The organism is Streptomyces sp. NPDC093568, assembly GCF_044764945.1.
Taxonomy (GTDB): Bacteria; Actinomycetota; Actinomycetes; order Streptomycetales; family Streptomycetaceae; genus Streptomyces.
On sequence record NZ_JBIWJD010000008.1, the window covers coordinates 133,639 to 148,163 of the forward strand.

Sequence of the window (14,525 nt, forward strand, 5' to 3'; positions counted from 1 at the left end):
CTCCCCCAAGCCTACCGGGCACCCCAAGATCGCCTCCCCACCATTTCGCCTTGCCCGCGGGCCCCTGTGGACAGATGCCCCGTACAGCTTCGGTGGCAGTCCGCGATCACCTGTTCTTAAAGTGGGGCAATGCGCACTGGTGAGCCCCTGCCCGCCGTGGGGGAGGTCCTGGCCGCCCTCGCGACCGGACTGTGGCACTGGAACACCGCCACGGGACTGGTCTCGGTCGACGCGGAGGCGGCACGGCTGCTCGGGCTGCCCGCCGAGCGGGCCACCCTCAGTCAGGCCCAGGTGCGGGCCCGGCTGCACCCGGTCGACTGGAACGAGATCAGCGGAGTGATCCAGCTCGCCGTGGCCGAGGGCACGCTCGGGGAGGTGCGGGTGCGGATCATGGACGACCGGGGCCGGGTCGTCCGGGTCGGCCGCAGCCGCTTTCAGGCCTCCTTCGACCGGGAGAAGCGGTCGTACGAGGTGACGGGGTCCCTTCAGGAGGTCACCGAGCCGGCACCGGGCACCCGGGCGGGGCGCTCCGCGGTCACCGGCGACTGGCGGCGCTCACGCGAGGCGTTCCTGCTGGACGCGGGCCGGGCGCTGGCCGAGGCGCGGTCCACGGCGGAGGTGCTGCGGGTCGCGGCCGGGCTGTCGATGCCGGGCTTCTCCCCGGACGGGCTCGCGGTCTTCGGGGTCACGGGCGATCGCCTGACGATCATCGGCCACCACGGCCATCAGCCCGGCGACGAGAACCCCTTCACACAGATGGCCCTGGACACGGACTACCCGGCCGCCGAGGTCGTGCGCACCGGCCGTGCCGTCTATCTGTCCTCACCCGAGCGGTACAAGGAGCGCTACCCGCTCACCTGGCCGCTCGCCGCGCATTTCAACCGCCAGTCCTGGGCGTTCCTGCCGCTGACCGTCGCCGGCCGCACGATGGGCGCCTGGATGGCGGCGTTCACCTATCCGGTCGCGTTCACCCCCGACGAGCGGTCCGTGCTGACGACGGTCGCCCGGATGCTCGCCCAGGCCCTGACCCGGGCCGAGGCCGCCGAGACCGCGCGGGAGCTCACGGACGGCCTCCAGCGCTCGATGCTGCCCCAGCTCGGCCCCGAGATACCGGGCATGAGCGTCGCCGCCCGCTATGTGCCCACCGGCGGCGGACTCCAGGTCGGCGGCGACTGGTACGACATGATCCCGCTGCCCAACGGCCGCTTCGCCCTGGTCATCGGTGACGTCCAGGGCCATGACGTCCGGGCGGCGGGCCTGATGGGCCAGCTGCGGATCGCGCTGCGCGCCTACGCCTCCGAGGGCCACCGCCCCGACGCCGTCCTGTCCCGCGCGTCCCGCTTCCTGCACGGGATGACGTTCGGCGCCCTCGACGAGGATCCGTCCGATCTGCGCTTCGCGACCTGCCTGTATGTCGAGGTCGACCCCACGACCGGCCTGCTGGACATCGCCCGCGCCGGCCATCCCGACCCGGCGATCCGCATGATCGACGGCACGGTGCTCGCCCGCCCGACGGCCGGCGGCCTGCCGCTCGGCATCGACCCGGACGCGGACTACCCGACGACCAGGATCACCCTGGAGCCCGGCGAGACCATGCTGATCTGCACGGACGGCCTGATCGAGACCGGCGGCCACGACCTGGAGACCGGCTGGAAGCGGATCCGCACGATCCTGGAGGAGCACGACGGCGACCTGGAGGCGCTCGCCGACGCCCTCGTCCAGGCCGTCCACGGCCCGTCCTCCCACCACACCACCGGCCCCCTTGCCGACCGGCGCGAGGACGACATAGCGGTCCTGCTGCTGTGGCGTGAGGAGGACGGCTGCGGCTGCGGGGACACGACGGCCCTGCGGCCGACGGTCCGGCGCACGGTGCTGTCGGTCGCGCAGGCCGAGCCGGAGCGGGTCGCGGCGGCCCGCCAGCAACTGCGCGAGATGCTGCACGACTGGGCCTCCGCGGACCAGGTCGACTCGGCCGTGCTGCTGCTGTCCGAGCTGCTGACGAACGTCCTCGTCCACACCGACGCCGACGCCCTGCTGCTCGCGGAGGTGCGGGGCGGGCCGGGCGCCCGCCGGCTGCGCGTCGAGGTGACGGACAACAGCGACGACCTGCCGCACAGGCGCAGCCCGGGGGAGCTGGCGTCGTCCGGGCGGGGCCTGATGCTGATCGAGCTGTTGGCCCAGGCGTGGGGCGTCGACCCGCGCGGCGAGGGCAAGAGCATCTGGTTCGAGCTCTACGAGTCCGAGGGCGCCGAGGTCTCCGGGGGCGCGGCCGTGCCGGGGCTCGCCGGACTCCCGTAGCGCTCCCGCGTCTCGTGGAGGACGCCGAAGGCGGCGGCGACGAGCGGTACGGAGAGCAGCATGCCGAGGATGCCGGCGACCGAGGCACCCGCGGTGATCGCCACCATGACGACGGCCGGGTGCATCTGCACGGTCCGGCTCTGGATCGCGGGCTGCAGCACATGGCCCTCCAGCACCTGCACGGCGAGCACCACTCCGAGCACCCACAGCGCGATGAGGAACCCGCGGTCGGCGAGCGCGACCAGCACGGCGACGGCTCCGGAGATGAAGGCGCCGAGATAGGGGATGTAGGCCCCCACGAAGACGAGGGCGCCGAGCCCGACCGCGCCGGGGACGTCGAGAATCAGCAGGCCGACGGTGATGCACACCGCGTCGATGAGGGCGATGAGGGTGGTCCCCCGCATGAACCCCTCCACTCCCTGGTACGCCCGCCGGGCCATGGCCTCCACGACGTCCCCGCCGCTGCCCGGAACGAGGGATCTGAGGGTGGCCGCGGCCCGGTCGGAGTCCCGCAGGAAGAAGAAGACGAGCAGCAGCGCCAGTACGGCGATGGCGATCGTCTCGCCCACGACACTGACCCCGCTGATCACCCCGGAGGCCGCCGTGCCGCCGAACTTGCTGAGCAGTTCCCTGGAGTTGGAGGCGACGTCGTCCAGCGAGGTCCCGGCGGCCCCGAAGTGGTCGGTGAGGTCCTCGCCCGCCTGCTTGAGCGAGGCGACGATCTCGTCGCCGCTGTCCACGATCGCGGCGACGACGATGTAGACGGCCCCGCCGACGACGGCCACCACGGCCACGCAGGTGAGCGCGGCGGCGACGGACCGGTTGACCCTGGCCTTCACCAGCCGCCGGTGCAGCGGCCCCAGCAAGGCCGTCCCCAGCAGCGCGAGCAGCACGGGCACGACGGCCGTACGGAACTCCACGGCCAGCCGGATCCCGACGTAGACCACCCCGGCGACGAGCAGCACGACCACACACCAGGCGGCGAGCCGCCGGACAGGGTCGGGGAGCAGCGGGGTGGGGGCCTGCACGCTTCCAGCGGATCACGCGCGGGGCGGGGCTGTCGTGCGCGGGCGGACCGGGTGGGTGACGGGACGGCGCGAGGCCCGGAGCCGCACGACGTGCGTGCCGCTCCGGGCCTCGTGACCGGGTGGGTTACAGCCCGCCCTCCGACATTCCGTGCACCGCCGGGATCGTCCCGAGGCGGCCCTTCTGGAAGTCCTCGAAGGCCTGCATGAGTTCGTCCTTGGTGTTCATGACGAACGGGCCGTAGTGGGCCATCGGCTCACGGATCGGCTGCCCGCCGAGGAGGACGACCTCCAGGTCCGGCGTGTTCGAGTCCTGCTTCTCGTCGGCGCGGACGGTCAGGGAACCGCCGTCCCCGAAGACCGCCGTCTGGCCCTTGTGGACGGGACGGCGCTCGGCGCCCACGCTGCCGCGGCCCGCGAGGACGTACGCGAGGCCGTTGAAGTCCTCGCGCCACGGCAGGGTGATCTCCGCGCCCGGCGCGAGGGTCGCGTGGATCATCGTGATCGGGGTGTGGGTGATGCCGGGGCCCTGGTGGCCGTCCAGCTCACCGGCGATGACACGCAGCAGCGCGCCGCCGTCGGGGGTGGTGAGCAGCTGGACGCTGCCGCCGCGGATGTCCTGGTAGCGCGGCGCCATCATCTTGTCCTTGGCCGGGAGGTTCACCCACAGCTGGAGCCCGTGGAAGAGACCGCCGGACATGACCAGCGACTCCGGCGGGGCCTCGATGTGCAGCAGACCGGAGCCGGCCGTCATCCACTGGGTGTCGCCGTTGGTGATGGTGCCACCGCCGCCGTTGGAGTCCTGGTGGTCGAAGACCCCGTCGATGATGTAGGTGACGGTTTCGAAGCCGCGGTGCGGGTGCCAGGGAGTGCCCTTGGGCTCACCCGGCGCGTACTCCACCTCTCCCATCTGGTCCATCATGATGAACGGGTCCAGGTGACGGTAGTTGATCCCGGCGAACGCGCGGCGCACCGGGAAGCCCTCACCCTCGAAACCGCTCGGCGCGGTCGTGACGGCGAGCACGGGACGGGCCACGGCCTCCGCGGGTGCGGCGACGCGGGGCAGCGTCAGCGGGTTCTCGACGGTCACTGCAGGCATGTCGGTACCTCCTTGTGCGTCCAGTTTAGTTGAGCATTGAACTTCTTGCCACCCCTAACGGGAAAAGCCCGGAAGGCATTCCCTCCGGGCACAGCCGAAGGCCGACACCCTGGATGGGCGTCGGCCTTCGTCGCGAGGATCCGGTGCTCCGGCGGCGGCTCAGTGTGTCAGCAAGAGCCGCGGCGCTGGGGTCAGACGGTCAGTTCGTGCTGTTCCGCGGGGGTGTGGACCGTCTCCTCCGGCTCTCGCCGGCCGTCCCGCATGACCAGCGCCGCCAGCACCGCCGCGGCCAGGACACCGATCGCGCTGACCGTGAAGGTGGTCGACATCGAGGCGGTGAAGGCCTCGCGGGCCGCGGCGATCAGACCGGCGTCGCCGCCTGCGACCGCACCGGCGATCGAGTGCCTCGCCTCCGCCGGGGCCCCCTCGGGCATCCGGTCGGCGAACCCGCTCGACAGCAGCGAGCCGAGGATCGCGATGCCGAGGGCGGTGCCGGCCTGCTGGACGGTGTCGTTCAGGGCCGAGCCGACGCCCGCCTTGTCCTCGGGGATCGTGCCCATCAGCGCGCCCACCGCGGCCGGCATCGCGAGGCCGGCGCCGAGGCCGAGGAGACCGAGCGCCACCGCCGGGACCGTGAAGCCGGAGTCCGCCGAGACCGTGGTCAGCAGGGCGAAGCAGGCCACCATCACCAGCATTCCGCCGAGGATCACCCACCGGTTGCCGTACTTCGCGGCGAGCTTGACCCCCACGCCGTTGCCGACGAGAGCGGTGATCGCCAGCGGCAGGAAGGCGAGGCCGGCCTTGATCGGCGAGTAGCCGAGCACGAACTGCAGGTACTGGGTGAGGACCAGCAGCAGACCTCCGTTGCCGATCTGCACCAGGGCCAGGGAGAGCGAACCGCCGCTGAAGTTGCGGTGCTTGAAGAGGACCAGCGGGACCATCGGGGACTTGGTGACGTTCTCCCAGACGACGAAGCCGGCCAGCGAGACGAGAGCCACAGGCAGGGCGGCGGTCCACACCCCGTGCTGCGGGAGCTCGATGATCCACCAGACCAGGGCCGTCATGCCGGTCGCCGACAGCACCGCGCCCAGCGGGTCGGCCTTCTGCCAGGGCGCCCTGGACTCCGGCATCAGCGTCAGACCGGCGACGATCGCGAGGGCCGCGATCGGCACGTTGACGAAGAAGATCGACTGCCAGGAGAAGTGCTCGATCAGGACCCCGCCGAGCACCGGGCTGCCGACCAGGCCGAGCATCGACACCGAGCTCCAGGCGGCCATCGCCTTGCCGCGCTCGTCCTCGTCGAAGACGGTGATGAGGATGGACAGGGTGGACGGCATGATCAGCGCTCCGCCGACCCCCATCGCGACACGTACGGCGATCACCTCACCGGGGGTTGTGCACCAGGTCGCGGCCAGTGAGGCCGCCCCGAAGAGCAGCAGCCCGATCAGCATCACCTTCCGGCGCCCGAACCGGTCACCGAGGCTGCCGGAGGTGAGCAGCAGACCGGCGAAGACCAGGATGTAGGAGTCCAGGATCCACTGGGTCTCCTGGGCGCTCGCCCCGATCTCCCCGGTCATGACGGGCACCGCGACGGTCAGCGCCATGCTGTCGACGACCAGCACCAGCGTGCTCAGGCACAGCACGATCAGGATCCACCAGCGGCGTGGATCACGCGTTCCCTTGACGTCCATGACGTTCCCCTCCGGTACGTGAACACCGTTCCTTCGTTGCGAACACTGTACGCACAACGGAACAGCGTTCGCAACAATCGATTCTTGTACGCTGGATGCGAACGATGTACGCAGGGAGCGTTCGGCCTCACTGAAGGAGCCCCGATGGCCGCGAAGTCGACGAAGCAGAGCCCCATCCCCTCCGTCTGGGCCCGCCCCCAGCGCGAGAGCGACCAGCCCGCGCTCAGCCGGGCCGCGATCGTGCGCGAGGCGATCGTCATGCTGGACGCGGAGGGCGTCGAGGCGCTGAGCATGCGCAAGCTCGCCACCAGGCTGAACGCCGGCGCGGCCTCCCTGTACCGGCACGTGGCGACCAAGGACGAGCTGATGGAGCTGGCCGTCGACGAGGTCGCCGCCGAGATCCACGTACCGCCCGCGGACAGCCCGGACTGGCGGGCGGCCGTGGCGCAGGCCGCACACTCCTTCCGCACGACGGCACTACGGCATCCGTGGCTGTCCTCGGTCCTCGGCCAGGCCGGCCTCGCCTATCTCGGCCCCAACCTCATGTCGTACTCGGAGCGCTTGGCCGCCCTGTTCACGACTGCCGGGTTCCCGGACCCCAACGGGGCGATCGACGCCGTCCTGTCGTACGTCATCGGGATGAGCACCACCGAGGGCGCCTGGCTCATCACGGTCGCCCGCTCCGGGGAGACCGAGGCCGACTTCATCGCACGGCTGATGCCTGCGGCCCAGCAGGCGGTGGCGGACCACGAACACCTGGCCAAGGGCTACGCCCAGACGGAGGAAATCGCCACCACGGACCCGGCGGCCATGCGGGACACAAAGTTCGCGGCCGCCCTGGACATCGTCCTCGACGGCCTGGCCCTGCGCCTCAAAACGCCGGGATCCTGAGCACCCCTCAGGGGCGCGGGGAACTGCGCGACCAGCCACAACGGCCCCGCAGACGCCACACGACCTGGCGCGGCACCCCCGCGAAGCGCTATCCGTACATCCTGCGCATGGCGAACTCGACCATCTGCTCCACGGCCTTCGCGTCGAAGACCATGCGGTGCTCGCCCTCCATGTCGACGACGAAGCCGTAGCCGGTCGGCAGCAGGTCGATCACCTCGGCGCCGGTGATGACGAAGTACTTGGACTCCTTGCCCGCGTACCTGCGCAGCTCCTTCAGCGAGGTGAACATCGGGATCACCGGCTGCTGGGTGTTGTGCAGGGCGAGGAAGCCCGGGTTGTCACCGCGCGGGCAGTAGACCTTCGAGGTCGCGAAGACCTGCTGGAAGTCCTCGGCGGACATCTGCCCCGTGGTGAAGGCCCGCACCGCGTCCGCGAGCGAGGGCGGGGACGGCTCGGGGTAGAGCGGCGGCTGCTGGCCGTATCCACCGACGCCACCGGCCATGGGCTGCTGCGGCGGGGCGTACTGCTGCTGTGCACCGACGTTCTGGTCGTAGCCGTACATGGGCGCAAGAGTACCGAGAGCGGCCCGGCTGTGGACCAGTACGGGGGCTCCGCCAAACCGACAGCAGCTTGACAGCGTGTGCCCCTGGGTTCCCGGCGCCGCCGCTCCTAGCGTCTTTCCATGCGCCGAGACCATGCCGAAGCAGTCGCCGAAGACGCCGCCGGAGAAGTCCACGAGCACGATCGCGGGCTCTCCCACGACCTTCCGGTCCTCGCCCGTCGCCGCATGATCCGGCTGATGGCCGGGGCGAGCCTGATCCCGCTGGTGGGCTGCACCACGGAGGACGACGAGACGTCGGCCGCCGCCTCGTCCAGGGGCTCCGGCGGTTCCGCGTCCTCCTCCTCGTCCGCCGAGTGCGCGACCATCCCCGACGAGACCGCCGGCCCCTTCCCCGGCGACGGCTCGAACGGCGTGAACGTCCTCAAGGAGAGCGGAGTCGTCCGCAGCGACATCACCGGGAGCTTCGGCGACTCGGCGGGCGGCACCGCCGAGGGCGTGCCGCTGACCCTCACGCTGACGGTCGTGGACGCCGCCTCCGGGTGCGGGACGCCGAAGAAGGGCGCCGCCGTCTACCTCTGGCACTGCGACCGGGAGGGCAACTACTCCCTGTACTCCGAGGGCGTCACCGACGAGAACTACCTGCGCGGTGTCCAGGAGACCGACGAAGAGGGCCAGGTCACCTTCAGGAGCGTCTTCCCCGGCTGCTACGCGGGCCGCTGGCCGCACATCCACTTCGAGGTCTACGGCAGCCTCGCGGACGCCACCGCGGCGACGGCGATCACGAACACCTCACAGCTGGCGTTCCCCGAGGACGTCTGCGACACGGTGTACGCCACGGACGGCTACGAGGCGAGCGTGCGCAATCTGAGCGGCCTCTCCCTGGAGACCGACGGCATCTTCAGCGACGGGCACGACCAGCAGCTGGCGACGGTGACGGGCGGCGTGAGGGAGGGATACACGGCGACACTGACGGTTCCGGTGTGACCTGTCACAGATTGCGGATCGGGGTTGCGTCTTATTACTGACGGGTAGCATCATCGTAGCTACTTGTTGGTACGTGAACTAGCGCGAGGATCCAAGTGCCTCGCCGATCCCTCTACGGAGTCGTCACCATGGGGCACTACAAGTCGAACCTCCGCGACATCGAGTTCAACCTCTTCGAAGTACTCGGACGCGACAAGCTGTACGGCACGGGTCCGTTCGAGGAGATGGACGTCGAGACCGCGAAGAGCATCCTCGAGGAGCTGACCCGGCTCGCGGAGAACGAGCTGGCCGACTCCTTCGCGGACGCCGACCGCAACCCGCCGGTCTTCGACCCCGAGACGAACACCGCGCCGGTCCCGGCGTCCTTCAAGAAGAGCTACAAGGCCTTCATGGACTCCGAGTACTGGCGGCTCGGCCTGCCCGAGGCCATCGGCGGCACCACGGCTCCGCCGTCCCTGATCTGGTCGTACGCGGAGCTGATCCTCGGCTCGAACCCGGCCGTGTGGATGTACTCCTCCGGCCCGGCGTTCGCCGGCATCCTCTACGACGAGGGCAACGACGTCCAGAAGAAGATCGCCCAGATCGCCGTCGAGCGGACCTGGGGCTCCACCATGGTGCTCACCGAGCCGGACGCCGGCTCGGACGTGGGCGCCGGCCGCACCAAGGCGGTCCAGCAGGAGGACGGCTCCTGGCACATCGAGGGCGTGAAGCGCTTCATCACCTCCGGTGAGCACGACATGGAGGAGAACATCCTCCACTACGTCCTCGCGCGTCCCGAGGGCGCCGGTCCCGGCACCAAGGGCCTGTCCCTCTTCCTCGTCCCGAAGTACCTCTTCGACTTCGAGACCGGCGAGCTGGGCGAGCGCAACGGCGTCTACGCCACGAACGTCGAGCACAAGATGGGCCTGAAGGCCTCCAACACGTGCGAGATGACCTTCGGCGACCAGCACCCCGCCAAGGGCTGGCTGATCGGCGACAAGCACGACGGCATCCGCCAGATGTTCCGCATCATCGAGTTCGCCCGCATGATGGTCGGCACGAAGGCGATCTCCACGCTGTCGACGGGCTACCTCAACGCGCTGGAGTACGCCAAGGAGCGCGTCCAGGGTCCCGACCTCGCGAACTTCATGGACAAGACCGCGCCCAAGGTCACCATCACCCACCACCCCGACGTGCGCCGCTCGCTGATGACGCAGAAGGCGTACGCGGAGGGCATGCGCGCGCTGGTGCTGTACACCGCCTCGATCCAGGACGCGATCGCCGTCAAGGAGGCCGCCGGCGAGGACGCCAAGACCGAGCACGCCCTGAACGACCTGCTCCTGCCGATCGTCAAGGGCTACGGCTCCGAGAAGGGCTACGAGCAGCTCGCGCAGTCGCTGCAGACCTTCGGCGGCTCCGGGTTCCTCCAGGAGTACCCGATCGAGCAGTACATCCGTGACGCCAAGATCGACACCCTGTACGAGGGCACGACCGCGATCCAGGGCCAGGACTTCTTCTTCCGGAAGATCGTCCGCAACCAGGGCGCGGCGCTCAACTCCCTCGCCGAGGACATCAAGAAGTTCCTGGCGCTCGGCGAGGGCGGCGAGGAGCTGGCCGGCGCCCGCGAGCACCTGGCCAAGGCCGCCGTCGAGCTGGAGGCGATCGTCGGTCTGATGCTGACCGACCTCGCGGCCACCGAGCAGGACGTCAAGAACATCTACAAGGTGGGTCTGAACACCACCCGCCTGCTGCTGGCCTCCGGTGACGTCGTCGTCGGCTACCTGCTGCTGAAGGGTGCCGCGGTCGCCGCCGAGAAGCTTGCGACGGCCTCCTCCAAGGACAAGGCGTTCTACCAGGGCAAGATCGCGGCGGCGAAGTTCTTCGCGGCCAACGTCCTGCCGGGCGTCACCGGTGCGCGCAAGCTCGCCGAGGGCATCGACCTGGACCTGATGGAGCTGGACGAAGCGGCGTTCTGACCGGACCCGGAGGGGGCGGCACCGTCGTCCCTTTCCGGCCACCCGTTCCAGGCACTCACGGACATTCCACATCGCCCTTACGAGGGCCCGCTCCCCTTCACCGGGAGCGGGCCCTCGTACGTCGTTAAGGTGAACCCCATGAGCGAACCCCCCCGCTTCGACCGCGGCCACACCGACGACCTCATGTCCTTCCTCGCGGCGAGCCCGTCGCCGTACCACGCCGTGGCGAACGCCGCCGAGCGGCTGGAGAAGGCCGGATTCCGACAGGTCGCCGAGACGGACGCCTGGGACGGGACGAGCGGTGGCAAGTACGTGCTGCGCGGCGGCGCGATCGTGGCCTGGTACGTCCCCGAGGGCGCGGCGCCCCACACGCCGTTCCGCATCGTCGGCGCGCACACGGACTCCCCCAACCTGCGGGTGAAGCCGCAGCCCGACCTCGGGGCGCACGGCTGGCGGCAGGTGGCCGTGGAGATCTACGGCGGACCGCTGCTCAACTCCTGGCTCGACCGCGACCTGGGCCTCGCCGGCCGGCTGACCCTGCGGGACGGCTCGACCCGGCTGGTGAACGTGGACCGCCCGCTGCTGCGCGTCCCCCAGCTCGCCATCCACCTGGACCGCTCGGTGTCGGCGGAGGGCCTCAAGCTCGACAAGCAGCGGCATCTGCAGCCCGTCTGGGGCCTCGGCGACGGCGTGCGCGACGGCGACCTGATCGCCTTCCTGGAGGAGACCGCCGGGCTCCCCGCGGGCGAGGTCACCGGCTGGGACCTGATGGTCCACTCGGTCGAACCGCCCGCCCACCTCGGCCGGGACAAGGAACTGGTCGCGGGCCCGCGCATGGACAACCTGCTGTCGGTCCACGCGGGCACGGCCGCCCTGACCACGGTGGCCGGCTCGGGCGCCGCACTGCCGTACATCCCCGTGCTCGCCGCCTTCGACCACGAGGAGAACGGCTCGCAGAGCGACACCGGCGCGGACGGGCCGCTGCTCGGCGGCGCCCTGGAGCGCTCGGTGTTCGCGCGCGGCGGCTCGTACGAGGACAAGGCGCGCGCCTTCGCGGGCACCGTCTGTCTCTCCTCCGACACGGGCCACGCGGTCCACCCCAACTACGCCGAGCGCCACGACCCGACGCACCACCCGCGGGTCAACGGCGGGCCGATCCTCAAGGTCAACGTCAACAACCGCTACGCGACGGACGGTTCGGGCCGCGCGGTGTGGGCGGCGGCCTGCGAGAAGGCCGACGTCCCCTTCCAGACCTTCGTCTCCAACAACTCCATGCCCTGCGGCACCACCATCGGTCCGATCACCGCGGCCCGGCACGGCATCAGGACCGTCGACATCGGCGTGGCGATCCTTTCCATGCACAGCGCACGGGAGTTGTGCGGGGTGGACGACCCCTGGCTGCTGGCGAACGCGCTGGTGGCGTTCCTGGAGGGGTAGCCCGGACCGGGCGGGGTACCCGCCTCCGACCGGAACCACCGGACAGGGAGGCGACACATATGGGCCTCGGCGGATGCATCATCCTCATCGCCGTGGGAGCCATCCTCACGTTCGCGACCGACTGGGAGATGGAGGGGGTCAATCTCGACCTCGTCGGGATCATCCTGATGATCGTGGGACTGATCGGCACCACGACGTTCAGCAGCATCGCCCGGCGCAAGCGCGTGGTGGTACCGCCCTCGACCCCGGTCGTCGGCGAGGAACCCCACCACCATCGCCGGGACGGGTACAGCGACGGTTACGGCGTCTGAGAGTCCGCCTCGCCGTCCATCCCGGCGAGCACCAGCGGGAGCCGGTCCGCCCCGGCCTCGGCCAGGCGGACCGGCACTCCCCAGTCCTGCTGGTGGACATGGCAGGCCGGATACTCCTCGGCGGGGTCGTCGTCACACGACGCCGCCATCGCCGAGACGTGCAGAACGCCTTCGGGGACGGCCGGGTTGAGCTCCAGCGTGCGTGCCAGGTCCGTGTCCGCGCCCTCGCCGGCGAGCAGCAGCTCGGGCGGGGACGCGGAGACCAGCAGGCGGGTCGAGGGGCCGTACCGGGTGTCCAGCTTCTGGCCCGCCGGAGCCTGGAAGATCACGTCCAAGTGGAGCTTGCCCGGGGCGACTTCGGTGGCGGCGCGCCGCGTGCGGTGGGCGACCGCCTCGACGCGCACGGACTCCTCCGGCAGCCGCAGCCGGGTCAGGCGGTGCCTCGCCGACTCCACGACCACGATGTCGTCCCCGACCAGGACCGCGTCCGACGGCTCCCGCAGATCCGTCGCCAAGGTGGTGACCTCGCCGGTCGCGGGATCGTAGCGGCGCACGGCGTGGTTGTACGTGTCGCTGATCGCGACCGAGCCGTCGGGCAGCGCCGTGACGCCCAACGGGTGCTGCAACAGGGCCTGTTCGGCGGCGCCGTCGCGGTGGCCGAAGTCGAAGAGGCCGGTGCCGACGGCGGTGTGCACTTTGCCGTCGGGGGCCACCCAGCGCAGGGCGCTCGTCTCGGAGTCGGCCAGCCACAGCCGCTCGGCCGTCGCCGCGAGGCCCGACGGCTGGGCGAACCAGGCCTCGTCGGCCGGACCGTCGACCAGGCCCTCGTTGGAGGTGCCGGCGACGACGGAGACGGTGCCTCCCCCAGAGCCGAAAGCCTGGGAGGTGCCCCCAGCCGGGTCGTACGCCCACAGCTGGTGGATGCCGGCCATGGCGATCCAGACCCTGCCCTGCCACCACGCCACGTCCCACGGTGAGGACAGATTGACCTCGCGCGCGGGCCCCGACGTCGCATCGCCCCGCATCCACTGGTGGCCGGTGCCCGCGAGGGTGGTGGTGCGGCCGCTCTGCGGGTCGAAGCGCCTGAGCGCGTGGTTCACGGTGTCGGCCACGACCACGGAGCCGTCCGGCAGCAGCGCGAGGCCCTGCGGCTCGTTGAACCGCGAGCGGACCGAGGTGCTGTCGGTGAGCCCACGACTTCCCTGACCGATGCGCCGTACGACGCTCTCCCCGTCGACCTCCAGCTCCACCAGCTGATGCCGGGTCGTGTCGCTGACCAGGAAGTTCCCGGACGGCAGCAACACGGCCTTGCCCGGGAAGCGCAGCACGGTCGGCTCCGGCTCCGGCGCCACGTACGGCCCGTCGCCGCGCCGCAGCGTCCCCTTCGCCTCGTGCTCGGCCTCCAGCTCGGTCACCAGACGCTCGATGGCGTGCACATGCCCCTCACCGGCGTGCTGCGCGACGACATACCCCTCCGGGTCGATCACCACGAGCGTCGGCCAGGCCCGCACCGCGTACTGCTTCCAGGTGGCGAGCTCCGGGTCGTCGAGCACGGGATGCTCGACGCCGTACCGCTCCACGGCGTCCACGACCGCTCCGTGCTCCGCCTCGTGCACGAACTTCGGTGAGTGCACGCCGATGACGACGACGGTGTCCCGGTGCTTGTGCTCCAGCTCGCGCAGTTCGTCCAGGACGTGCAGGCAGTTGATGCAGCAGAACGTCCAGAAGTCCAGAACGACGATGCGTCCGCGCAGGTCGGCCAGTGAGTACGAGCGATCGCCCGTGTTCAGCCAGCCGCCCTTGCCGACCAGCTCGGGGGCGCGGACGCGGACGCGGCGGCGGGGGGAGTCGTTCATGCCCCAAGGGTGCCACCCAGCACTGACAGTCAGGTCAGGGCGTGCCCCGTCGTGGCGTCCACATGGTCCGGCACCTCGTCGTGGCGGTCGCCGACGGTCAGGGTGCCGGTCGGTTCGAGGACGAGGATCGCGGCGGGGGACGGGGCGTACGGCTTGTGTTCGATGCCGCGGGGGACCGTGAGGACGGAGCCCTTGGGGAGGACGACCGTGCGCTCGCCGGCCGGCTCCCGCAGGGAGATGTGCAGTTCGCCGTCGAGGACCAGGAAGAACTCGTCGGTGTGGTCGTGGACGTGCCAGACGTGCTCGCCGTCGACCTTGGCCACGCGGACGTCGTAGTCGTTGACCTGCGTGACGATGCGCGGGCTCCAGGTTTCCGTGAAGGACGCGAGGGCCTTTTCCAGGGAGATGGGTTCCAT

The 14,525-nt window shown here is 70.7% G+C and carries 12 protein-coding genes; 6 read left to right on the top strand and 6 right to left on the bottom strand.

The annotated features are described in order from the left end of the window. The first annotated feature begins 129 nt into the window (after positions 1–129). Entirely contained in the window at positions 130–2,298 is a 2,169-nt protein-coding gene (locus tag ACIRD7_RS29710) for a SpoIIE family protein phosphatase (protein WP_403458426.1), read from the top strand. Here ACIRD7_RS29710 and ACIRD7_RS29715 read toward each other — a convergent pair. The 3 genes from ACIRD7_RS29715 to ACIRD7_RS29725 form a co-directional block, all read right to left on the bottom strand. Next, on the bottom strand, positions 2,232–3,326 hold the full coding sequence (locus ACIRD7_RS29715; RefSeq protein ID WP_403458429.1) for an AI-2E family transporter: 1,095 nt from the start codon (positions 3,324–3,326) through the stop codon (positions 2,232–2,234). The genes ACIRD7_RS29710 and ACIRD7_RS29715 overlap by 67 nt on opposite strands. A gap of 124 nt (positions 3,327–3,450) precedes the next feature. Continuing rightward, positions 3,451–4,422 carry a pirin family protein gene (locus ACIRD7_RS29720; RefSeq protein ID WP_403458431.1) on the bottom strand — a complete coding sequence of 324 codons (972 nt, stop codon included), beginning with the start codon at positions 4,420–4,422 and terminating at the stop codon, positions 3,451–3,453. A 191-nt stretch (positions 4,423–4,613) separates the two neighbouring features. Beyond that, positions 4,614–6,113: an MFS transporter gene (locus ACIRD7_RS29725; protein WP_403458434.1), complete on the bottom strand. Its 1,500-nt coding sequence runs from the start codon at positions 6,111–6,113 to the stop codon at positions 4,614–4,616. Between the two features lie 144 nt (positions 6,114–6,257). On the opposite strand from ACIRD7_RS29725, the gene ACIRD7_RS29730 reads away from it, so the two are divergent. Continuing rightward, the gene (locus tag ACIRD7_RS29730) at positions 6,258–7,004 is read left to right on the top strand and encodes a TetR/AcrR family transcriptional regulator (RefSeq protein WP_403458436.1); all 747 of its coding nucleotides are present in this window, start codon (positions 6,258–6,260) and stop codon (positions 7,002–7,004) included. An 88-nt stretch (positions 7,005–7,092) separates the two neighbouring features. On the opposite strand, the gene ACIRD7_RS29735 is transcribed toward ACIRD7_RS29730, so the two are convergent. Continuing rightward, positions 7,093–7,566, bottom strand: a complete 474-nt coding sequence (locus ACIRD7_RS29735; RefSeq protein ID WP_403458438.1) for an SseB family protein — start codon at positions 7,564–7,566, stop codon at positions 7,093–7,095. A 120-nt stretch (positions 7,567–7,686) separates the two neighbouring features. On the opposite strand from ACIRD7_RS29735, the gene ACIRD7_RS29740 reads away from it, so the two are divergent. The 4 genes from ACIRD7_RS29740 (at position 7,687) to ACIRD7_RS29755 (ending at position 12,253) form a co-directional block, all read left to right on the top strand. After that, positions 7,687–8,550, top strand: coding sequence for an intradiol ring-cleavage dioxygenase (locus tag ACIRD7_RS29740; RefSeq protein WP_403458441.1), 864 nt, complete (start codon positions 7,687–7,689; stop codon positions 8,548–8,550). Between the two features lie 128 nt (positions 8,551–8,678). Then, positions 8,679–10,505, top strand: a complete 1,827-nt coding sequence (locus ACIRD7_RS29745) for an acyl-CoA dehydrogenase (RefSeq protein ID WP_403458861.1) — start codon at positions 8,679–8,681, stop codon at positions 10,503–10,505. Between the two features lie 138 nt (positions 10,506–10,643). Next, complete coding sequence (locus ACIRD7_RS29750; RefSeq protein WP_403458444.1) at positions 10,644–11,942, top strand: M18 family aminopeptidase; 1,299 nt, start codon at positions 10,644–10,646, stop codon at positions 11,940–11,942. 59 nt (positions 11,943–12,001) lie between these two features. Next, on the top strand, positions 12,002–12,253 hold the full coding sequence (locus tag ACIRD7_RS29755) for a DUF6458 family protein (RefSeq protein WP_403458446.1): 252 nt from the start codon (positions 12,002–12,004) through the stop codon (positions 12,251–12,253). On the opposite strand, the gene ACIRD7_RS29760 is transcribed toward ACIRD7_RS29755, so the two are convergent. Together ACIRD7_RS29760 and ACIRD7_RS29765 are read right to left on the bottom strand one after the other, a co-directional pair. Further along, entirely contained in the window at positions 12,241–14,109 is a 1,869-nt protein-coding gene (locus ACIRD7_RS29760; protein ID WP_403458447.1) for a thioredoxin-like domain-containing protein, read from the bottom strand. The two genes, ACIRD7_RS29755 and ACIRD7_RS29760, sit on opposite strands and share 13 nt — an antisense overlap. A gap of 29 nt (positions 14,110–14,138) precedes the next feature. Next, on the bottom strand, positions 14,139–14,525 hold the full coding sequence (locus ACIRD7_RS29765) for a cupin domain-containing protein (RefSeq protein ID WP_403458448.1): 387 nt from the start codon (positions 14,523–14,525) through the stop codon (positions 14,139–14,141).